This is a genomic window from Paenibacillus chartarius (genome assembly GCF_042432825.1).
GTDB lineage: Bacteria > Bacillota > Bacilli > Paenibacillales > NBRC-103111 > Gordoniibacillus > Gordoniibacillus chartarius.
Genome location: NZ_JBHLWN010000076.1, coordinates 1 through 22,242, shown reverse-complemented (window position 1 = coordinate 22,242; position 22,242 = coordinate 1). Strand labels below are relative to the sequence as shown.

Sequence of the window (22,242 nt, the reverse complement as noted above, 5' to 3'; positions counted from 1 at the left end):
GTGCGATCCGCTTCCAGACCTTAAAGCTGGAAGCGGATTTGTGTAAGAAGGCCAAGCAAGGTGTAGCATTTCAAAAGGAGTAGATACCGTGTGGGGAAATGGATGATAGGAGTCGACCTGGGAGGCACCCGGATCAAGGCGGCGCTGTTTGATCAGGCGTTTGAGCCGGTTCAGGAGCTGATTCATCCGACGGAAGCCGCTTACGGTCCCGAGCATGTGCTTGGCAGAATATTCCACGCGATTAACGAATTATTGACGTTGGCGGGCGGCTTGCCAGGCGATATGCTGTGCATCGGTTTAGGCATCCCCGGGTTACTGGATCGTGAACGGGGGGTATCGATATTTTCTCCCAATCTTCCCGGCTGGGAACAGATCGAGGTCGTCCGGGCGATTCGGACCCGTTTCGATGTTCCCGTCTTTATCGACAACGACGTACGCATGAATATGTATGGCGAGTGGAGGTTCGGAGCGGGACAGGGTTACCGGAACCTGCTTCTGGTTACCGTCGGCACAGGCCTCGGCTCGGGAATTGTGAGCGATGGGAGCGTGCTGTACGGTACGACTTCAAGCGCCGGGGAGATCGGCCATATGAATATGTACCGTGAAGGCCGCCCCTGCCGGTGCGGAAGCTCGGGCTGCTTGGGCAGGTACGTCTCCGCTGTCGGCATGGTGAATACGCTGATTGAACGAATGAAAGAGGGCGGAACCAGCGTCATTCAACAATGGGTGCGCGGCGATGTAAGTCAAATCGAGGCTCAGATGCTGAGTCTGGCGTACGATGAAGGCGATGCTTTAGCGATTGAGGTCATGCACGATACCGGAACACTGCTTGGCGTCGGATTGGCCAATGTCATCAATCTGCTCAATCCGCAGCGAATCATCATCGGCGGCGGCGTGTCGTCAGCCGGAGATCGGCTGCTGAACTCCGTTCGCGAAAGCGTAAATAAGCGTTCCCTCAAGCTATCCGGCGAGGCTTGCGATATTGTGCAGGCCCGATTAGGCAGCAGAGCGGGAACGATCGGTGCGGCGGCTTACGCTTATGACCAAGTCAGGAAGCTGCGCCAATAATATAGAAAGGCGGAAAACAATGAGAAAGAAAACGTTATGCTCATTTTTGGCCATAGTTCCGATGCTGTTCACAGTAAGCGCCGGGATCGGACATGGCGCCGAAGCGAAAGCAGCTGGCGTGATTGCGCTGTCCGCACCGGCTGAGGAATCGGTACATATTAACCCGATTCCCGGCATAAGTCCCAGCTTCATTAGAGGGGCGGATATTTCCATGCTTAAGCAGCTGGAGGAGAAGGGGGCCAAGTTTTACGACAACGGCCAGGAGCGGGATCATCTTGACATTTTGAAGGACCGCGGCGTGAATTGGATCCGGCTGCGCATCTGGAACAATCCGGCGAACGGGAATCTCGTTCTGGACTCGGAAGGCAAACCGCTCGGCGTCGGCGGAGGCTACAACGATTTGCAAACAACGGTGGAGCTTGCGAAACGGGCGAAGGCGAAGGGCTTTAAAGTGCTGCTGGATTTCCATTACAGCGATTTCTGGGCCGATCCGGGAAAGCAATATAAGCCGTACGAATGGAAGGATGTAACCGGACCGGCACTGGAGAAGGCCTTGTATACATACACCGATCAAGTGCTGAAGGCGATGAAAGCGGAGCAGGCGATGCCGGATATGGTGCAGATCGGCAACGAGCTCAATAACGGCATGGTCTGGAATGACGGCAAGACGTGGCAGCAGACGGCGGGCGAAACGATCGGCGGGTACGACGGGTTTGCGGGTCTGCTCAAGCAAGGGGTCAAGGCTGTACGCGACAACGATCCGAATGCACAGGACCCGTCCAAAAAAATTAAAGTGATGATTCACCTCGCTGACGGCGGCGATAACGAGCTGTATCATCGGGTATTCGATGCGCTTACGGCCAGACAGCTGGACTACGATATCATCGGCTTCTCTTATTATCCTTATTGGCACGGGACGATGGACCGGCTGCAGCATAATTTGAACGACATTAGCAAGAGATACAATAAAGAAGTGCTTGTCGCCGAGGTTGCATACGCTTACACATTGGATAACGGCGATTCGTTAAGCAACAACTTTGGGGAAAACGAACAAAATGAAGGCGGATACAGAGCGACGGTGCAAGGTCAGGCGCAGCTTGTTCGCGATGTTATGGAAGCGGTAACGCAGGTGCCGGACAGCAAAGGACTCGGCATCTTTTATTGGGAGCCCGACTGGATTCCGGTGAACGGCGCCGGCTGGAGGGAAGGGGAGGGCAACGGCTGGGATAATCAGGCGATGTTCGATTTTCAAGGCCATGCGCTCGCGTCCTTGAACGTATTTAACGTTTCATCCAGCGGAACCGTTATCCCTGCGATGATGATCGGAATCCGTCCGGTAGAGGCAACGGTGGCATTGGAAACGGAGGTAACGCTTCCGCCTTACGTGAAAGCCGATTTTTCAGATCATTCCGTACGGAAGTATCCGGTTGTGTGGGATACGATCGATCCGCAGCTCCTCATGAAGCCGAACACATTTACGGTTAACGGAACGATAAACGCGAACGGCGAAACGCTTCTGGCGAAGGCTGTCATCAAAGTGGAAGGCTTGACCAACTATGTCGGCAATCCCGGCTTCGAGAAAGGCAGCTTCGAGGGATGGACGATTTCAGGAGATACGAGCGTATTCCGGGTGAAAAATGAAAGCAGCAATGCCTATAGCGGAGACTACTCGATCCATTATTGGTCGGATAAGACGACTTCGTTCACGGTGAGGCAGACGATTACGGGGCTGAAGAACGGGACCTACACGCTTAAAGCCCGCACCCAAGGTGACGGAGGAGAGAAGCTGCTTCAGCTGTTTGCGTCCGAATACGGAGGTGAAACGAAGACCGCCGATATTGTAAATACCAAGTGGCATGAGTGGAAAACGCCCGTTATCAGCGAAATCCAGGTCACAAACGGGCAATTGACGATCGGTGTTAACGCCGAAATCGGCGGCGGCAATTGGGGCAATATCGACGACTTTGAATTGGTGTTCGACGAATCTGCCCAAACGCTCGCAGTACCGGCGGATATCGTACCGGGAGCTGTGTTCACGGCTAAGACCGGAGTGAAGCGGCAGCCCTCTCAGGTGTATGCGCAGGATGTTTCGATCGAATACGATTCGAGCTTGTTTGAATTGTTAGAGGCGAAGACCGCCGAAGGAACGGATATCGTTTCGTTGGATCATCGTATGCCGGGAATACTGTCCCTGCTTGCTTCCACCAAAGGCGGAATAGCGGGAGCGGCTGAGCCCGTTCAACTGATGTTTAAGGCGAAGACGCTTGGCACCGGTGCGATCAAGGTGACGAAGGCGGCGTGGGGAACGGCTCCGAACGGTCAAGTGCACAAGCCGGCTCATTTGGCCGACACCGAAGTAACAGTGAGAATACAGGATCAAGGCGATGGTGACGACGATGGCAGCGGCGAAGATGAAGCTCCGGCCCCGTCGGCTCCGCAAGGCAATGGGCGTCAGCAGGCCAGCGAACCTGGCCCGTCTAAGCCGAATGAAGCCGGTATCGTTTCAATCCCAGCCATATTTGATGCCAAGCTGGGAAGAGCGACGGCGCAAGCTTCGCTGGATACGTTAACCGCTCTGGCTCAGCGACTGAAGGAGCAAGGCGGCTCGCAGGAAGCCAGGATCACAGTCGAGCTGCCGAAGGTGGAAGGGGCCAAGCGGTATGCTCTGGAGCTGCCCGCACAGTGGTTTAACCCGAATGAACGTTCGGTGAAGCTGGACATCGTCACACCGCACGGAATACTGTCTGTTCCAAGCGGTATGTTAGGTACGGACGGCGCTCCGGACGGAGAACGGGTTGACTTGAGCATTGGAGAAGCGGACGTATCCGCTCTGCCTGCGGACGTGAAAGCAAGGATCGGGGGTAGACCGGTCGTTCAGCTGAACCTCCATGTGGAAGGTAAACCGGTAGCATGGAATAATCCGGATTCGGCAGTGACGGTACAAATTCCTTATAAACCTGGCCAAGCAGAGGCTGCGAACACGGAGCAATTGACCATTTGGTACGTATCGCCCAGCGGAGAGCTGGCTCCCATACCGAACGCCAAATACGATTCCTTCAGAGGAAGCATGATATTTTCGACAACCCATTTCAGCGATTATGCCATAGCTTATGAACCGAAGACGTTCCCGGATGTGAGCCAAGTGATGTGGGCGAAAGAGGCGATCGATATTCTCGCTTCGAAAGGCGTCGTGACGGGAACCGACACTTCCGTGTTCACTCCGGATGCGAAGGTGACGAGAGCGGACTTTGTTGTGATGCTGGTGAGAGCGCTCGGATTGACGGCCGGGGTCGAAACGAATTTCTCCGATGTTGCGGAGTCCGACTATTATTACGAGGAAGTCGGTATTGCCAAGAAGCTGGGGATCGTGAACGGAAAGAACGTCGAAGCGTTCGCTCCGAATGAGATCGTTTCCAGAGAAGATCTCATGGTGATCGCTGCGCGGGCAATGCAGGCCGCCAAGCTGCAGCCGGCAGCGGGAAACGGAGTAAACCTGCTGGATGAATTCGAAGATCGCGCTTCGATCGCCGATTATGCGGTGCAGGCTGTCGGCGGTCTGGTTCAAGCCGGGATCGTCAATGGGCGGGAAGGCGGCATTGCGCCGAAGGAACCAACTACAAGAGCGGAAGCGGCTGTTATCGTATATCGCTTGATCAGCCGGAGATAATCGGAAAGGAGATGAAACGTCATGCAGGTGCAGAAACAATGGATTAAGGTTCTTGCGATGATTTTGCTGATCGCGCCCTTCATTCTTACTTCCCATAGGATTGCGAATGCGGCGGACGGTGGTGTTCTCAATCCGGGCTTTGAAGAGTCCGGCAATTGGGGTCTTGAAGGCTGGGAGGTTACGGGAGGAGACGGCATCGTTTCGGTCAAGAGCGGAAACAGCTACTCCGGTACGAAAGCGCTGGAGTATTGGAGCGCTTCTGCGTTTTCCTTCACGGTATCTCAGTATGTTTATAACATTCCGAACGGAATCTACAGTTTGTCTGCTAACGTGCAAGGGGACGGAGGAGAGGTCGTATCCCGGCTCTTTGCGGATTCAGGCGAGGGTGAAGTAACAGCCGACTATTCGAATTCGGGATGGTCGAACTGGAGCCAGCCGCAAATTTCCGCTATTTATGTAAGAGACGGCAAGCTTACGATCGGCATAAGAGTGGAATCGACGAAGAGCCTTTGGGGCGTAGTCGACGATATCCTCCTGACTAGAATAGGGCAACTTCCGGCGGAGCCGGCGAGCATCGCTTCCATTACGCCTGTAACCGTGACCGGCTTGGTTAATGAGAAGCCTGAGCTGCCTTCCGTTGTTACTGCCGTGTACAGCGACAGTACGACCAAGAGCCTCGCTGTCGCCTGGAATGCTATAGCTCCTGAGCAGTATGCGACACCGGGAAGCTTTGAAGTAAGTGGTGTCGTAACCGGAACGACGATTCCTGCGAAAGCGATGGTTACGATCACGTACCGTTCCGCGGACGTGAATCTAGATTCGGTAACGAATGTCGGCGACTTGGCGATTGCGGCTTATTACGGCGGCATGACGGTATCGGACGAGGCTTGGGAGCTCGCCCGGGCGGCGGATACCAATAATGACGGCATCGTCGACTTGACGGATCAGCAGCTGATCGGGACCGCGATCAGAACTGCGAGCGCAACGTCGGAATAGCTTGCGGCGGGAGCGGAGGCATACTTCCGCTCCCTTCTTTTCAAGGCTTTTTTCGAACGAACCGTTTGTAATCCTTCACGTTGGGAACGATTCGATGATGGGCGATCAAGGTTTTGTCGCTGATGGTCCAGGTGTGACTGGACGTGTCTTTCCGGCGGATCGCGATAAAATTATGTTTGCCTGCCGAGTAAACTTTATATCCTTGCTTCTTGCTTAATTTGCAAAAATCATCGTCTTCGCCGATGCTTTGATCCGGAAACCGTACTTTGCTGAATACATGCCGCTTGACCATCAGCGTCGCTCCGGGAAGCGGCGTTTCGTAGCGATACTCACAACCGGGAAAGCGGAGCAGAACCGTTTTGGAGCCGCTTAAGTACATGTAGTGCGATTTTTTTCCAACGATATCGGCGTTTGATTTTTGGAATGCCTGAAGGCCGTCTTTTACATAATAAGGAGCATAATAGTCATCATCGTCAAATTTGGCGATATAGTCGTATTTCGTTCTTGAAACGGCAAAATTCAGACAAGAGCCTAACGAGTGTCGTTCGGGCAAGCGGTAAACTTGAATACTCTTATCTTTCTTAGCCAGCTGCTGATAAGGCAGAAGCGATGCTTTGTCTTTGTTGACAACAATGATAAGTTCTTTCCGGGCATGCCGCTGACGTTTATAGTTTTTGAACAGGTTTTCCATAAAGCTTGGCCGATTCGTACATGTGATGATGGAAACTCCGGGGGGATATTTCGAGCCTGCCGACAAGGATCTCAACTCCTTCTTCAGTTAAGAAGCATCTCAACATACCATATGTTTAATGGATAAGCTGGAAACGGCATTTCCACTAGTGATGGCAAATTAGGAATTTGAGCTGGCAGCTAGAAGCAGGGGAGGACGGAATGGAATTTATTACCGTAGATTGGGTGCAAATACTCGTGGTAAGATGTGATTCCAGCCTCACCAGGCAGGTTGGAACACGAGAGCTTTGACGGTCTGCCCTTACTGCATCGGTCTTCATGAACGAATTGGAAACAAACAGGCACTTGAAAAGCTGATCGGCAATATGTTATATTGTTAAACGCTGTTGTAGAAATAACGTTGAACAACAAGTGAAGAACAGTACCTATGGGGCCATAGCTCAGCTGGGAGAGCGCTTGCATGGCATGCAAGAGGTCAGCGGTTCGATCCCGCTTGGCTCCACCATTATTCCCCGATAGCTCAGTTGGTAGAGCACTCGACTGTTAATCGAGTTGTCACAGGTTCGAGTCCTGTTCGGGGAGCCAATACGGCTCGGTAGCTCAGTCGGTAGAGCAGAGGACTGAAAATCCTCGTGTCGGCGGTTCGATTCCGTCCCGAGCCACCATAATAATAAATTTGCCGCTGTAGCTCAATTGGCAGAGCAACTGACTTGTAATCAGTAGGTTGGGGGTTCAATTCCTCTCGGCGGCACCACTTGCTTCATCATAAGCGGTCGTGGTGGAACGGCAGACACACCATCTTGAGGGGGTGGCGGGCGTATGCCCGTGTGGGTTCAAATCCCACCGACCGCACTTTCATCTATGTGCCCTTAGCTCAGCCGGATAGAGCGTTTGACTACGAATCAAAAGGTCGGGAGTTCGAATCTCTCAGGGCACGTACTTACGCCGGTTTGGCGGAATGGCAGACGCGACGGACTCAAAATCCGTTTCTCGAGAGGGAGTGGGGGTTCGAGTCCCTTCACCGGCACTTTATGACGGGATGTAGCTCAGCTTGGTAGAGCACCTGGTTTGGGACCAGGGGGTCGCATGTTCGAATCGTGTCATCCCGATATTCAGACGAAGATCCACAGCATAATGCTGTGGGTCTTTTTACGTTCTGCAACGAAAACCTGGAGAGTCCCGGAAAGGGTTGGAATAGGTCAAACGGCTATGCATGGAGCTTGAGCGGCGGCGGCAACCGGCCGGAAATTGATGGATTGATTAGCCGCAGCTGCTGCATCCCGAGGTCCGACATTTACGGGGTGACGGCAGTTTTTTCATGCGTGAACAGATACTCAGTTGGTGGTTGTGCGCGAAAGTGACGGTTATTTTTTTATCTTTGATCGGTTTTGCCCGAATACGACTGTTGACAGCGATTACAAACCGATTATAATAAATTACAAGCACAAACGATCAATAACGATCAAATACAGTCAATGATGGTGCATATGAAGAGACAGGGGGTGTACACATGTTCGTCGAAGAACGCAAACATATTATCCTTGACAAGCTAGAGAAAGAGGTTCGTGTCGATGTCCTTGAGCTCAGCCAATTAATGGGAGTCTCGGAATCAACGGTTCGAAGAGATTTACGGGAGCTGGAGGAAGCGAATCTGCTCAAGCGAACGCATGGCGGTGCCGTGTCGATCAAGCTGGCCGCCAAGCAGAACGTAACTGTCGAACCGAGCTTTGCGGAGAAAGAAATTCAAGCGAAGCTGGAGAAACAAGCGATCGCCAGGAAGGCAGCGGGTTTAATCAAGAACGGCGATACGATATTGCTCGATTCCGGAACGACGACCTTCTATATTTTGCAGGAGCTTAACGCCTTCGAGCAGTTGACCGTTGTGACGAATGCGGTCATCCCGCCGCAATATTTGAATCTTCATGCGGGTATCGAGCTGATTTTCCTGGGCGGCAGCTATCGTTCCTCCACGCAATCGCTCGTCGGTATGCTTACGGAATTATGCCTCAGCCAGCTGCGGGTCGATAAGTGTTTTATTGCGACGAACGGGGTGGACGTCCGAAGCGGTTTGACGACACCCAATATGGCGGAGGCCGAAATCAAACGGAAAATGATTTCGTGTGCAAGGGAAGTCATTCTTGTTACGGACTCGTCCAAATTCGGCAATTCCAGCTTTGCCAAATTTGCCGAACTCGATCACATCGACATCTGCATTACCGACTCCGGCATTCATGACGAAGACAAAAACAGTCTGCACAGCCGCGGCATTACCGTCGTTGTAGCGGACACCGAATAGGAATGGATAAGGATGAAACCTACTGTATTAACTGTTACGTTCAATCCCTCTTTGGATAAAACGGTCGTACTGGACCAGCTTCGGGTCGGCGGCTTGAACCGGGCGAGGCAAGTGCGGCTCGATGCGGGCGGTAAAGGCATTAACGTAGCGAAGCTGCTGCACGGCTTTCAGGTTCCTGTCGTCGCGGCGGGCGTCTGCGGCGGGGCGGAGGGCGGCGAGCTGACAGCGCTTCTGCAAAAAGCGGGTATCGATGTCGACTTCGTCGAAGTAGCCGGCCGTACCCGGACAAATTTAAAGATCGTCGACCATTCCCTGCAAGTGACGACCGAGATTAATGAACAGGGAGCCGAAGTCAATCCCCGGGAACTGCAAGCCGTCATGGACCGGATTCGCGCCAACCTGGACAATGCAACCCATTTGGTGCTGGGAGGCAGCCTGCCGCCGGGTGTGCCGACCAACGTCTACGCGGAGCTCATCCGCAACGCCAAGAGCCGCGGGATCATAACGGTGTTGGACACAGATGGAGAAGCGCTCAAGGAAGGACTCGCCGCAGCCCCTTATGCCGTGAAGCCGAACATTCACGAGCTGGAGCAGCTGTGCGGCAGAAGGCTTCAAAGCGACGCCGAAATCGTCGAAGCCGGAAAGCAGCTGCTTGCGGGCGGGGTGTCGCTCCTGCTGATTTCGATGGGCGGCAAAGGGTCCATTGCGATGAACGAACGCGAAGCTTTGCGCGTTACCCCTTTCCCCGTTACGGTGAAGAGCACGGTCGGAGCCGGCGATTCGATGGTGGCCGCGATGGTTTATTGCTTGCTGAACGGCAAGCCGTTGTCGGACATCGCCGCTTTTACTTCCGCGGCAGGCACGATCACAGCCTCCAAAGAGGGCACACAAGTCAGCAGCTTGTCTGAAATGTTGGAGCATGTGCACCGCGTAGCGGTTGCTCCTTTGCAGGTAACATATTAGGAGGGGATCACTTGGATAAGAAAATTTTGGCGATTACAGCTTGCCCTACAGGCATTGCGCATACCTATATGGCCGCCGAGTCGCTCGAGAAAGCGGCTGCGGAGCAAGGACTTGATTTCAAAGTCGAGAAGCGAGGCGCTTTGGGCGTTGAGGACGAGCTGACCGAGCAAGAAATTCGCGACGCTCACGCCATTATTATCGCAGCCGACACGGACGTACAGGAAAGCCGCTTTGCCGGCAAAGCCGTCGTCAAGGTTGCGGTGGCGGAAGCGATCAAAAATCCGCAGAGGCTGCTTGCGGAAGCGCTTGCGAAGGAGGCTGTACCGGCAGCTGCGAATTACATCGAGCAGGCGGAGCAGACGAAGGAGCAGCGCAGCGCTCAGCGTACGGGCTTCTACAAGCATCTGATGACCGGGGTTTCCAACATGCTGCCGCTCGTTACGGCCGGCGGTCTCATTATCGCATTGTCGTTCGTATTCGGCATTGAAGCATTCAAGGAGCAGGGAACGTTAGCGGCGGCGCTGATGGATATCGGCAGCGGATCGGCATTCGCCCTCATGATTCCGATTTTATCCGGATTTATCGCCTTCTCGATCGCGGACCGCATCGGTCTGGCACCTGGCCTTGTCGGCGGGATGCTCGCTTCGAAGCTCGGCGCCGGCTTCCTCGGCGGCATTATATCCGGCTTCCTTGCCGGTTATATCGCTTTCTGGCTCCGCAAATCGATCAAGCTTCCGAAAAACTTCGAAGGCTTGAAGCCGATTCTGATCATTCCGTTATTGTCTACACTAGCTGTCGGATTGTTGATGCACTATGTTATCGGTACTCCGATAAAAGCGGTGATGGACGCAATGACCGCTTGGCTGTCGAGCATGGGCTCGACCAATGCGATCCTGCTGGGACTCATTCTCGGCGCCATGATGGCGTTCGATATGGGCGGTCCGGTCAACAAATCGGCGTATACGTTCGCCGTAGGGCTGCTCGCCAGCAACGTGTTCGGTCCAATGGCAGCAGTAATGGCGGCCGGTATGGTTCCTCCGCTTGGTATGTTCCTTGCGACGCTGCTCAGCCCGAAGAAGTACACGAAGGAAGAGAAGGAGGCGGGCAAAGCGGCATCCGTGCTCGGGATTTCCTTCATCAGTGAAGGCGCCATTCCATTCGCTGCAGCCGATCCGCTTCGCGTCATTCCGAGCATTATGGTCGGCTCCGCTGTAACCGGCGCGCTTTCGATGGCGTTCGGCGCTACGCTTCGTGCGCCTCACGGCGGCATCTTCGTCCTGCCGATTCCGCATGCGGTTACGAACGTAGGCATGTATGCCATCGCCATTCTCGTCGGTACGGTCGTTACAGCCATTATGGTGAATGTGTTAAAGAAGAACCGCGAATAATTCCAGAAGCCCCCAATACTGAGGAGAGTGTCATCCATGAATATAAGCGATATCATTAGTAAAGATTCCATTCGTTTAGATGTTGAGGCGACCAGCAAGCAGGAGGCCATCGAGCAGATGGCGGGGCTGCTGGCCTCAGCAGGCCACGTATCCGATGCCGCCCAATTCGTCAGCGACGTACTGGCCCGGGAGGCAACCGGATCGACCGGTATCGGCTTTGGCGTAGCGATTCCGCACGGCAAATCGGCAGGCGTCGCTTCTCCCGGCCTTTCCTTCGTCAAGTTCAAGGAGCCGGTGGAATGGAACTCGCTCGATCAGCAGCCTGTCGTGATGGCTTTCCTCATCGGCGTGCCGTACGATCATGCCGGCCAAGAGCATCTGAAAATATTGACGACACTGGCGCGCAAGCTCATTCACGAATCGTTCCGCGAGCAGCTGAAAGGCGCCGCAACGGCTGACGATATTTTGCAGGCGCTGCAATTCTAATATAGAGATAATAGGGAGTGGAGAGATATGGTAACAAAGACAACAACCATTCAGAACGAGCAGGGCTTTCATTTGCGGCCCGCTCAGCTGTTTACCGAGCTGGCGAACAAATTCGAAAGTGAGCTCAATTTCAGCGTTGCCGGCCAAGATGACGAAATCGATCCGAAAAGCATCCTGGGCTTAATGGCGTTAGGGCTCGAAAAAGGAACGGCCGTCACGGTGACAGCGGAGGGGCCGGATGAGGAGCAGGCGGTTAACGAGCTGATTGCTCTGATTGAAAGCGGTTTTGGAGAATGATGATGAAGGAACGTACGGTGAAAGGAATCGCCGCATCGACGGGGATCCAGTTCGGCACCGCCTATCATTACGGATTGCATGAGGAAGAGCGTGTTGTCGATAAGGATGCCGTCGTCGCGGAGGAACAGATCGAAGCAGAGCTGGAGAGACTCGCGGACGCCAAAGCACAAGTCCATCAGCGGCTGCAGGACATTCTTGACCGTAACGCAAGCCGCTTTGACGAGAAGCAGCAAGGAATTATTGCCGGACATCAAGGTATTCTCAAGGATCCGGCATTTACCGGGGACATGGAGAAGACGATCCGCAAGCAGCATCTTCGCGCAGAGGCGGCGGCTCTGCGGGTGACGGAGAAGTTCGTCAAGCTGTTCGAGAGCATGGACAAAGAATATATGCGGGAGCGTGCACAGGATATCCGCGATATCGGCGGCCGCTTGCTGGACGCGCTGCAAGGCAAGGAGCGCCAGGACCTGAGCGCCATGCCGGAGGGGACGATTCTGATCGCTCACGACATTACCCCTTCCGACGCAATGGAGATCAACCCGCAGAACGTGGTTGCATTCGTGACAAGAATCGGCGGCAAAACGTCGCATACGGCGATTTTGGCAAGATCAATGGGGATCCCGGCCATTGTCGGGATGGGCGAGGCGATCGACGGCATTCCGAACGGCGCTTCGATCATCGTCGACGGGGAAACGGGCATTTGCGTGATCGATCCAGCGGAGTCGACGGCCGAGACGTATCGCGCGAAGCGGGTGCAGACGCTGGAGGAGAAGAGCAAGCTGGAGAAGTTCCGGCATTTACCCGCCGCGACGGCGGATGGCGTTCGCTTCGAGCTTGTCGCCAACATCGGCTCCGTACACGATTCCGAGCTTGCTGCGGAAGGCGGCGCCGAAGGTGTGGGTCTGTTCCGAACCGAGTTCATGTACATGAACGCAAGCAGGATGCCTTCCGAGGAGCAGCAGTTCGAGGTGTACCGGGACATTGCCGCCAAGTGGGGAGAGAGGCCGGTCATTATCCGCACCCTCGATATCGGCGGTGACAAGGCGCTGCCTTACTTAGCGCTTCCGGAGGAAGAGAACCCGTTCCTTGGCTACCGGGCGATTCGGATCGGGCTGAATCAGCCCGACGTACTGAAGACGCAGCTTCGCGCCATTCTCCGCGCAAGCGCGTACGGTACGCTCAAAATTATGTTCCCAATGATTTCTTCAATGGAAGAATGGCGGCAGGCTAAATCTTACGTGCAGGAAGCCGCTCTCGAGCTAGAGGCCGAAGGCGTGAAGGTCGACCGTTCGCTTCAGGTCGGGATCATGGCGGAAATTCCGTCCGTCATTCAGATGGCGGATTTGTTTGCCAAGGAAGTCGACTTCTTCAGCATCGGCACAAACGATCTCGTCCAATACACGCTTGCCGTCGACCGTATGAACGAGAAGGTTGCGTATTTATATGATTATTTCCATCCCGCCGTGCTGCGGGCGATCCATACGTTGATCCAGGCGGCTCACGCCGAAGGAAAGTGGGTCGGCATGTGCGGCGGCATGGCGGGCGATCCGTTGGCGGCACCGCTGCTCGTCGGACTCGGCCTCGACGAATGGAGCATGGAAACGGCGGCGCTGAACCGCGTCAAATCGGTGATCGCTAAGCTGAACCGCGAGGAATGCGAGCAGCTCGCCCGGCAGCTGTTGAACGAGGCCACGGCACAAGACATCAGAAGCAAGGTAGAATTATTCGTAAGCGGAAAATAGTTCGTTCGTCAGAAACGTCCGGCGCGGAGGCATGGCAGGGAAACCTGCATGCTCCTGCAATGGGCGTTTTTTGTCGCAAAGTAATAAGATTGCCTTAATTTTGGTTTTCATCTTGAAAAGTCAGACAGGTCGGGATACCATTTTAGGTAAGAGTCGTCAGGAGGTGGAAGGATGATGAATTTCGTTTTTTTCTCGCCTCATTTTCCAGCGTATTGCGCAGAGTTTTGCTACCATCTCAATCATTGCGGAGCCCGTGTGCTAGGTATCGGCGATGTGGAGTACGACGCACTTGGCGATAAGCTGAAGCAGTCGCTGACGGAATACCGCAAGGTCGATCATCTCGAAGATTATGATGCGGTGCTGCGTACGGTCGGCTACTACATTCACAAATACGGGAAGATCGATCGCTTTGAATCTCTGAACGAACATTGGCTGGAGCTCGAAGCGGCGATCCGTACGGATTTTCACATTCCGGGGACGAAGCTTGATTTTATTGCGAATTTGAAGCAGAAGTCGAAGATGGATAAATATTTTCTCAAAAGCGGCGTGAAAGCGATTCGTTCCTTAACGAGCTTGAGCCGGATGTCCAAGGTGAAGCAATTCGCGGCCGAGGTCGGTTACCCGCTCGTCGTGAAGCCGAATCAAGGCGCCGGAGCGCACATGACCTACAAGCTGGATAATGAACGGGAGCTGGAGCAGTTCATCAAGAATAAGCCGGCCGATGTGGAATTTATTCTCCAAGAGTATATTGACGGTGTACTGCATACATACGATGGACTCGTCAACAAAGACGGCGAAGTTGTTTTTGCAGCAAGCCACGTGTTTCCGCATAGCATTATGGATGCAGTGAATACGAACGATCATTTTCATTATTATTGTTTGAAAGAAGTGAGTCCCGACATCGAAGATGCGGGCAGAAGAGTCATTCAAGCCTACGGGATTAAGGAACGTTTTTTCCATCTCGAGTTTTTCAAGTCCAAGCGGGACGGAACCATTATCGGATTGGAAGTGAATATGCGGCCGCCCGGCACGTGGATGACGGATGCGATCAACTACTCGTACGATATGGATATTTATAAGCAGTGGGCGACGATGGTCGTGCACAATCGGGTGGATGGGCCATTTATCGGAAAATATTATACCGGCTTCGCGAGCCGCAAACCGCATCTGGAATACGAGTACGAACACCATGATATTGTAGATCAGCTGGGAGAGAGGCTGGTTCGCCACGAGCCGATCGTCGGTGTACCTAGTAAAACGAGAGGGAACTACGCGTACCAATTCCGGTCTTCGAGTCTTGATGTGGTGAAGGATATGGCGGCATACATTCAAGCCGTAAGAGCGTATGCCGAGGTGACAACGTGAATATTGCGTATCATAAGTCCTACAGCAGTTTCTTACATAGAGACATGGAGTATAAAGTGTACGGTGACCGCGGGAAGCCGGTGCTGGTGTTTCCGACGTCATGCGGACGCTTCTATCAATATGAAGACAGCGGCATGATCGGTGCGCTCGAGAGGGAAATCAACGAAGGACGAATCCAGGTATGGACCTGCGACAGCATCGATGAAGAGACGTTCTATGCCAAGCATCCGATGATCGAGGAACGCATGGCGCGGCACCAGCAGTACGATCAATATGTGGAAAAAGAGCTTATCCCGGTTATTTTGGAGCGCAGCAAAGAGAGCAACGGCGGAAGATCGGACAACATGATCGTGACCGGATGCTCGATGGGGGCGTTCCACGCTGCAAACTTTTTTTTCCGGCACCCGCATGATTTTGACGGGCTGATTGCCCTCAGCGGATTGTATTCCACAAATCGTTTCTTCGGAGACTACATGTCGGAGGCCGTATACTATCATTCGCCGCTTCATTATTTGCGGAATTTGGAAGATGAAGCTTTATTGAGTTCATACAGAAGCAGCCGCATAGTTGTCTGTACCGGCCAAGGCGCCTACGAGGATCTGATGAGATCGGAGACGCAGAAGCTGAAGCAAGTGCTGGAGGAGAAGCGGATTCCGGCGGATGTGGAGTTCTGGGGATACGATGTCAGTCACGATTGGTCCTGGTGGAAGAAGCAGATTGCGTATTATATGGAACGGCTGTTAAACCGCTAGGCGGATGGACAAAATAATGACAAAGCGAATCAAAGAGAGAAGCCGATGCTTCTCTTTTTCTGTTTATTTCGTCTTTATTTGTTTTTGAATATTTTTGTTTTCATATGACTACAAACGTGAAAATATGAATACAAACATAAATAAAACTATTCGGAGGTAAAACCAATGGTACAAAGTTTGTGGGACGCTTCTAAAGCTGCTGAGCAAGTAACGGGTCTTGATCAACTCGTTTACCGCTCCAATCTGATCGGCACCGACCGCCGCGTTTGCAACTACGGCGGAGGCAATACGTCGAGCAAAACCGTGATTAAAGATTTCCGCGGCCGCGACGTTGAAGTGATGTACGTAAAGGGCAGCGGCTCCGACCTTGCGACGATGAAGGCTTCGAACTTCACCGGTCTCCGTATGGACGATATTCGCCCGCTGTTCGAGAAAGACGACATGTCCGACGAGGATATGGTTGCATACCTCGCGAACTGCATGATCGACGCGAAGCATCCGCGCGCATCGATCGAAACGCTGCTGCACGCATTCCTTCCGTTCAACCATGTTGACCATACTCATCCGGACGCGATCATCAGCATCTGCTGCGCGGACAACGGCCAAGCCGTTGCTCGTGAAATTTTCGGCGACCGTTTCGTATGGGTTCCATATATCCGTCCAGGCTTCAAGCTGTCCAAGATGATCGCTGAAGGCGTACTGGCCAACCCTAAGGCAGAGTGCGTACTGATGGAGAAGCACGGTCTCGTTACTTGGGGCGAAACTTCCGAAGCGGCCTACGCTCAGACGATTAAGATCATCAACGAAGCGGAAGCTTATATCGAAGCCCGCGTTCAAGAAGATAAAGTATTCGGCGGCGTGAAGCATGCGGCTCTGCCGGCTGACGTTCGCAGAAGCATTGCAGCTGCAGTAATGCCGACGGTTCGCGGCGCTGTCAGCGATGCGAAGAAGATGATCCTCTCCTTCGACGATGCCGACGATGTACTTCAATTCGTAGGCGGACAAAATTCCCCGGCTCTGTCTCAGGTAGGCGCAGCTTGCCCTGACCACCTGGTGCACACGAAGGTTGTTCCTTTGTTCATCGACTGGACGCCGAATGCAGAAGACATCGACGGTCTGAAGGCGAAGCTGAAAGAAGGCATCGCCGCTTACAAAGAAAGCTACAAGGCGTACTTCGAGCGCAACAAGAACGAAGGCGACGTGATGTTCGAAGCGGCACCGCGCGTTATCCTGATTCCGGGCGTGGGCATGATCAACACAGGCAAGAGCTGGGCGATGTCGCAGGTGAGCGGCGCTCTGTACCACCGTGCGATTGCCGTCATGAGAGGCGCTACGGCTCTCGGCGAGTTCGTATCCCTGAGCGAGAACGAGTCCTACAACGTCGAATACTGGCCGCTTGAGCTGTACAAGTTGTCCCTTGCTCCGGCAGAAGCGGAATTCTCCCGCAAGATTGCTTTCATCACGGGCGGAGCAGGCGGTATCGGCAGCGAAACGGCACGCCGTCTCGTATCCGAAGGCGCGCATGTCGTGCTGGCCGACCTGAACCTGGAAGGCGCTCAGAAGGTTGCTGATGAAATCAATGCGAAATACGGCGAGAATCGCGCTCTGGCTGTGAAGGTCGACGTAACGAGCGAAGAGCTGATTAAAGCGGCGTATGCGGAAACGGCGATTAATTACGGCGGTGTAGATATTATCGTCAACAATGCGGGTCTTGCTACGTCCAGCCCGTTCGATCAAACTTCGCTGAAAGAGTGGAACCTGAACATGAACGTGCTCGGAACCGGCTACTTCCTCGTAGCTCGCGAAGCGTTCATTCTGATGAAAGAACAAGCCATCGGCGGCAACATGGTGTTCATCGGCTCCAAGAACTCCGTCTATGCAGGTAAGAACGCTACGGCGTACAGCGCGGCGAAAGCTCTCGAAGCGCACTTGGCGCGCTGCATTGCGGCTGAGGGCGGAGAGTTCGGCATCCGCGTCAACACGATTTTGCCGGATGCGATTCTGCAGGGCTCCGCGATCTGGAACGGCAACTGGCGTAATGAGCGTGCCGCTGCGTACGGCATCGAGCCGGACCAGCTGGAAGAGTACTACCGCAAGCGCACGACGCTGCTGGTTAACATCTATCCGCGCGACATCGCGGAAGGCGTAGCTTTCTTCGCTTCCTCGAAATCGGATAAGACGACCGGCTGCATGCTGACGATCGACGGCGGCGTACCGGCTGCATTCACTCGCTAATTCAGGCAGGCCAAGCAATACGAATTCATCATTAGGAGGAGTTCATATGCCATCTGCTGCTGGCGACAAGCTTTGGATTATTCCCGACGGTTACATCCCGGAGATCAGCTCCGGGACACTGACCAGCCATGAGTCGATTTGCGTACTGAACACCGCCTCCGAGGATGCCCATCTTGAGATCACGATCTTCTTTGAAGATCGTGATCCCATTGAAGGGATCGCCGAGACGGTGCCGGGCCGGCGCACGAGACATATCCGCACGAGCGGCCTGAAGAACAATGCAGGAGAAGCGATTCCTGTCGGCGTCCCTTACGCGATCGAAGTGAAGAGCGACGTACCGATTATCGTCCAATACAGCCGTTTGGATTCGACACAGGCTGAGAATGCGCTGATGTCCGTTATGGCTTACCCGATAAAATAATTTAACCAGATGAGGTGTTGTGTCCATGGACAACAAGATCCAAGCCAATTATGAAGCGGCGAAAGAGCTGTATGCTGCGCACGGCATTGACGTCGATCAAGTGCTGAAGCAGCTGGAGCAAATTAAGATTTCCATGCACTGCTGGCAGGGCGACGATGTAAGAGGCTTCTTGAACCGCGGCCAAGACTTGACCGGGGGCATTTCCGTTACGGGCAATTATCCGGGCGCCGCGCAAACGCCTGACCAGCTTCGCCAAGATTTGGAGAAAGCGTTCTCTCTTATTCCGGGCAAGCACAAGGTGAATCTGCACGCGATCTACGCGGATACGGATGAGAAGGTCGAGCTCGACCAGCTGCAGCCGAAGCATTATCAAAAGTGGGTGGACTGGGCGAAGGAGCAAGGCCTGGGCCTCGACTTTAACCCGACCTGCTTCTCCCATGAGAAGTCGAAGGACGGCTTCACGCTGAGCCATCCGGACCCGGAAATCCGCCAATTCTGGATCGACCACTGCAAGGCATCCCGTAAAATCGGCGCTTTCTTCGGCGAGCAGCTCGGCCAAACTTGCGTCACGAACGTATGGATTCCGGACGGCTTCAAGGACGCTCCGGCGGATCGCCTGGCGCCGAGACAGCGCCTGAAGGCTTCGCTCGACGAAGTATTTGCTGAAGAGCTCAACCCGGCCCATAACCTCGACGCTGTCGAGAGCAAACTGTTCGGTCTCGGTTCGGAAGCTTATGTCGTCGGCTCCCACGAGTTTTACATGGGCTACGGCATTCAAAACAATAAACTGATTTGTCTGGATGCAGGCCATTTCCATCCGACGGAAGTGATCTCCAACAAGCTGTCTTCGCTGTCGCTCTTCACGGACGGCATTCTGCTGCACGTAAGCCGCCCGATGCGTTGGGACAGCGACCATGTCGTAACGCTGGACGACGAGCTGATCGATATCGGCCGCGAACTGGTCCGCGGCGACCTGCTCGGCAAGACGCACATCGGCCTTGACTTCTTCGACGCCAGCATCAACCGTGTAGCGGCTTGGGTCATCGGCACGCGCAACACAGTCAAAGCGCTGCTCCGCGCCATGCTTGATCCGGTGGAAGCACTGAAGAAAGCGGAGCTGGAAGGCGACTATACGACTCGCCTTGCTTTGACCGAGGAATTCAAAACGTACCCGTTCGGTGCGGTTTGGGATTACTACTGCGCATCCAAAGGCGTTCCGGTTCGCGAAGAGTGGCTGGCGGAAGTGAAAGCATACGAGCAAGAAGTGCTTCTGAAGCGCGGCAACTAATTAACGAATAAGGGTGATCTCCTTTGGGAAACATTGTCGCTTTTGATTTGGGGGCCAGCAGCGGCAGGGCGATGCTGGGGCGCCTCGTGGACGGCAACATCGAAATCACGGAGCTTCACAGGTTTTCCAACGATCCGGTGCAGGTGGGCGAACGCCTGCACTGGGATATTTTGCGGCTGTATCACGAAATCAAGCAATCGCTGATCATCGCCAAAAATCAAGGCGTCGAAGTCGACAGCATCGGAATCGATTCGTGGGCGGTCGATTTCGGCTTTATCGGGAAGAACGGCGAGCTCGTCGGCAATCCGTATCATTACCGCGACCGTCATACCGAGAACATGATGGAGAAGCTGTTTGCGGACATTCCGGCATCCGAGATTTTCGCCAAGACCGGCATCCAGTTCCTTCAATTCAATACGATTTTCCAGCTGTATGCCTTGAAGCAGGCGAACTCTCCATGGCTGCAGGAGGGCAATCGGTTCCTGATGATTCCGGATTTGCTCCGCTATTTCTTGACCGGCGACATGCACAACGAGTTTTCGAACGCGACGACGACCCAGCTGTTCAATCCGAACACCGGCGACTGGGACGAGGAGCTGCTCGCGAAGCTTGGACTGCCGAAATCCTGGTTCGGAGAAGTTCTGCAGCCGGGCAGCAAAGCCGGCATGCTGCAGGCTTCCGTATGCGAGGAGCTCGGCATTCCTTCGATTCCGGTGTATGCCGTTGCGGAGCACGATACCGGCTCGGCGGTGGCGGCCGTTCCGGCGACGGAGCGCTCGTTCGCTTACTTAAGCTGCGGCACGTGGTCGCTGATGGGAACCGAAGTGCAGGAGCCTGTCATCAACGAGCTTGCGCAGGAGCTGAACTTCACGAACGAAGGCGGCGCTTACGGCACATACCGGCTGCTCAAAAATATTATGGGATTATGGATCATCCAGGAAACGCGGCGCGTCTGGGAGAAAGCCGGCAAAGCGTACTCCTTCCCTGAATTGGTGAAGCTGGCCGGCGAGGCGGCGCCGTTCAAGTCGTTCATCGATCCGGATGATGCACTGTTCCTTCCGCCGGGCGATATGCCGGGACGCATTGCGCAATACTGCCGCCAAACCGGGCAGCAAGCTCCCGAAACCGACGGAGAAGTTGTCCGTTGCATCATGGAAAGTCTCGCTTTAAAATACAGATACGTATTCGAAATGACGGAGCGTCTGTCCGGACAATCGTTCAGCGGCTTGCACATGGTCGGCGGCGGCATCAACAACACGCTGTTGTGCCAATGGTCGGCTAACGCGATCGGCAAGCCGGTATGGGCCGGTCCTTCGGAAGGCAGCGCGATCGGCAATTTGGCGGTTCAATGGATCGCCCAAGGCGTGTTCAGCGATATTTGGGAGGCGCGCCGCGCCATTCGGGATTCATTCCCGGTAACCGAATATGTGCCTCAGGAGCAAGAGCAGTGGGGCCGTGCTTATGATCAGTTTGTAAAGCGGACCGGCTTGGAAAAGTAATTGGTCGTCTGGGAGAGGGGGGCAGCCATGCTGGTAGCGGAGCGTTATGAGAAAATTGTAAGCTTGGTCAACGAAAGAGGCGCAATCAGGGTATCCGAGCTTAGCGAGATCTTCCAAGTCACGGAGGAGACGATTCGACGCGACCTGGACCGCTTGGAGCAAGCGGGGCGTCTTCGCCGCTCGCATGGCGGAGCGGTCAGCGTAAAGGAGTCCTATTCGGAAATACCGTATACCGAGCGGGAAATCGCTTACGCCGAAGAGAAGAAACGGATGGCGCAAGCCGCGATCAAATTGATCGGCCCTCGGGACCGGATTTTGCTGGATGCGAGCACGACGGCATGGTACATGGCTTCCGAAGTTCCGGACGATACGCTGACCGTGCTCACCAACTCGATCAAGGTTGCGACCGAGCTCAGCGGTAAAGAGAAAATCGAAGTGATCTCGACGGGAGGCCTGCTTGCGCAGCGTTCGTTGTCCTTTGTCGGCCCGCTGGCCGAGCGGTCTCTGGAGTCGTATCACGTCAGCAAGCTGTTTCTGTCCTGCAAAGGCATTCATCTGGAGCGGGGGATCAGCGAATCGCATGAACTGCAAGCCCGCATCAAGCAAAAAATGATTTCGATCGCCGATCAAGTCATATTGCTAGCGGATTCCAGCAAGTTCGGCGTGAAGGCGTTTACTCATGTGGCCGACTTATCCGAGGTGGATGTGATCGTGACGGACCGCCACATTCCGAAGGACGTCTTGGAGCAGCTTCAGGATCGGGGAATCACGGTCATTACGGCGTAAGATCGAATTGTAAGACGCCGGCCTGTTCGAGGAGAACAAGGCTGGCGTCTTTTTGTTTTGTGACGAGTAACTCAAGCAAGGGTTCTGTTTGTTGAGAAGCATGGCGAGCGAGGAGGGTCACGACAAGGTACTAATTTGGCATAGCGGTTTCCGAAACCGTTATTTTGCTCGTTGACGGGGCGATGGAAAGATTAGAGGATTATGAAGGCTTTATTTTTGAAAAAGTAGGCAAAACCAGGCAGAATCGGTCAGGCCCCCTAATTCCGGAGTTACCATCATAAAAACTTGGTTAGTCTTAGTTTC

17 protein-coding genes and 8 tRNA genes are annotated in these 22,242 nt (G+C 54.2%); 24 read left to right on the top strand and 1 reads right to left on the bottom strand.

The features are described from left to right. Positions 1–90 precede the first annotated feature (90 nt). The 3 genes from ACFFK0_RS19295 to ACFFK0_RS19285 are packed head-to-tail and all read left to right on the top strand — an operon-like array spanning position 91 to position 5,731. Complete coding sequence (locus ACFFK0_RS19295; protein ID WP_377471961.1) at positions 91–1,068, top strand: ROK family protein; 978 nt, start codon at positions 91–93, stop codon at positions 1,066–1,068. Between the two features lie 19 nt (positions 1,069–1,087). Next, entirely contained in the window at positions 1,088–4,735 is a 3,648-nt protein-coding gene (locus ACFFK0_RS19290; RefSeq protein ID WP_377471960.1) for a glycosyl hydrolase 53 family protein, read from the top strand. 21 nt (positions 4,736–4,756) lie between these two features. Then, positions 4,757–5,731 carry an Ig-like domain-containing protein gene (locus ACFFK0_RS19285; protein WP_377471959.1) on the top strand — a complete coding sequence of 325 codons (975 nt, stop codon included), beginning with the start codon at positions 4,757–4,759 and terminating at the stop codon, positions 5,729–5,731. Between the two features lie 40 nt (positions 5,732–5,771). Here ACFFK0_RS19285 and ACFFK0_RS19280 read toward each other — a convergent pair whose 3' ends face one another. Continuing rightward, a complete protein-coding gene (locus ACFFK0_RS19280) occupies positions 5,772–6,488 on the bottom strand; it encodes a glycosyltransferase family 2 protein (RefSeq protein ID WP_377471958.1) in 717 nt (238 codons plus the stop codon). 362 nt (positions 6,489–6,850) lie between these two features. Here ACFFK0_RS19280 and ACFFK0_RS19275 point away from each other — a divergent pair. From ACFFK0_RS19275 to ACFFK0_RS19175, 21 genes are all read left to right on the top strand, one after another. Further along, a tRNA-Ala gene (locus ACFFK0_RS19275) sits at positions 6,851–6,926 on the top strand. Between the two features lie 4 nt (positions 6,927–6,930). Then, positions 6,931–7,006 (top strand) — tRNA-Asn (locus ACFFK0_RS19270). A 4-nt stretch (positions 7,007–7,010) separates the two neighbouring features. Continuing rightward, positions 7,011–7,086 (top strand) — tRNA-Phe (locus ACFFK0_RS19265). A 13-nt stretch (positions 7,087–7,099) separates the two neighbouring features. Further along, positions 7,100–7,175, top strand: a tRNA-Thr gene (locus tag ACFFK0_RS19260). Positions 7,176–7,190: 15 nt separating this feature from the next. Then, positions 7,191–7,273, top strand: a tRNA-Leu gene (locus tag ACFFK0_RS19255). Between the two features lie 11 nt (positions 7,274–7,284). After that, a tRNA-Arg gene (locus ACFFK0_RS19250) sits at positions 7,285–7,358 on the top strand. Between the two features lie 7 nt (positions 7,359–7,365). Next, positions 7,366–7,448: transfer RNA gene (locus tag ACFFK0_RS19245), tRNA-Leu, on the top strand. An 8-nt stretch (positions 7,449–7,456) separates the two neighbouring features. After that, a tRNA-Pro gene (locus ACFFK0_RS19240) sits at positions 7,457–7,530 on the top strand. Between the two features lie 401 nt (positions 7,531–7,931). Next, positions 7,932–8,717, top strand: coding sequence for a DeoR/GlpR family DNA-binding transcription regulator (locus ACFFK0_RS19235; protein WP_377471957.1), 786 nt, complete (start codon positions 7,932–7,934; stop codon positions 8,715–8,717). 12 nt (positions 8,718–8,729) lie between these two features. Beyond that, positions 8,730–9,680 (top strand): 1-phosphofructokinase, encoded by a 951-nt coding sequence (gene pfkB / locus ACFFK0_RS19230; RefSeq protein ID WP_377471956.1) that lies wholly within the window; start codon positions 8,730–8,732, stop codon positions 9,678–9,680. Between the two features lie 11 nt (positions 9,681–9,691). Further along, a complete protein-coding gene (locus tag ACFFK0_RS19225; RefSeq protein ID WP_377471955.1) occupies positions 9,692–11,068 on the top strand; it encodes a PTS fructose transporter subunit IIC in 1,377 nt (458 codons plus the stop codon). A gap of 36 nt (positions 11,069–11,104) precedes the next feature. Further along, positions 11,105–11,554 (top strand): PTS sugar transporter subunit IIA, encoded by a 450-nt coding sequence (locus ACFFK0_RS19220; RefSeq protein WP_377471954.1) that lies wholly within the window; start codon positions 11,105–11,107, stop codon positions 11,552–11,554. Between the two features lie 27 nt (positions 11,555–11,581). After that, positions 11,582–11,851: an HPr family phosphocarrier protein gene (locus ACFFK0_RS19215; RefSeq protein WP_377471953.1), complete on the top strand. Its 270-nt coding sequence runs from the start codon at positions 11,582–11,584 to the stop codon at positions 11,849–11,851. Further along, positions 11,848–13,593: a phosphoenolpyruvate--protein phosphotransferase gene (gene ptsP / locus ACFFK0_RS19210; protein WP_377471952.1), complete on the top strand. Its 1,746-nt coding sequence runs from the start codon at positions 11,848–11,850 to the stop codon at positions 13,591–13,593. Before ACFFK0_RS19215 ends, ptsP begins: the two co-directional genes overlap by 4 nt. A 171-nt stretch (positions 13,594–13,764) precedes the next feature. Next, positions 13,765–14,958, top strand: a complete 1,194-nt coding sequence (locus ACFFK0_RS19205) for an ATP-grasp domain-containing protein (RefSeq protein WP_377471951.1) — start codon at positions 13,765–13,767, stop codon at positions 14,956–14,958. Continuing rightward, positions 14,955–15,710 (top strand): esterase family protein, encoded by a 756-nt coding sequence (locus ACFFK0_RS19200; RefSeq protein WP_377471950.1) that lies wholly within the window; start codon positions 14,955–14,957, stop codon positions 15,708–15,710. The genes ACFFK0_RS19205 and ACFFK0_RS19200 overlap by 4 nt, the downstream gene beginning before the upstream one ends. 165 nt (positions 15,711–15,875) lie before the next feature. Beyond that, the gene (locus ACFFK0_RS19195; RefSeq protein WP_377471949.1) at positions 15,876–17,945 is read left to right on the top strand and encodes a bifunctional aldolase/short-chain dehydrogenase; all 2,070 of its coding nucleotides are present in this window, start codon (positions 15,876–15,878) and stop codon (positions 17,943–17,945) included. Between the two features lie 46 nt (positions 17,946–17,991). Then, on the top strand, positions 17,992–18,366 hold the full coding sequence (locus ACFFK0_RS19190) for a sensory rhodopsin transducer (protein WP_377471947.1): 375 nt from the start codon (positions 17,992–17,994) through the stop codon (positions 18,364–18,366). A gap of 25 nt (positions 18,367–18,391) precedes the next feature. Continuing rightward, positions 18,392–19,654 (top strand): L-rhamnose isomerase, encoded by a 1,263-nt coding sequence (rhaA, locus tag ACFFK0_RS19185; RefSeq protein ID WP_377471946.1) that lies wholly within the window; start codon positions 18,392–18,394, stop codon positions 19,652–19,654. 23 nt (positions 19,655–19,677) lie between these two features. Then, positions 19,678–21,153, top strand: coding sequence for a rhamnulokinase (locus tag ACFFK0_RS19180; RefSeq protein ID WP_377471945.1), 1,476 nt, complete (start codon positions 19,678–19,680; stop codon positions 21,151–21,153). A gap of 27 nt (positions 21,154–21,180) precedes the next feature. Further along, positions 21,181–21,939 (top strand): DeoR/GlpR family DNA-binding transcription regulator, encoded by a 759-nt coding sequence (locus ACFFK0_RS19175; protein WP_377471944.1) that lies wholly within the window; start codon positions 21,181–21,183, stop codon positions 21,937–21,939. The last annotated feature ends 303 nt before the right edge of the window (positions 21,940–22,242 follow it).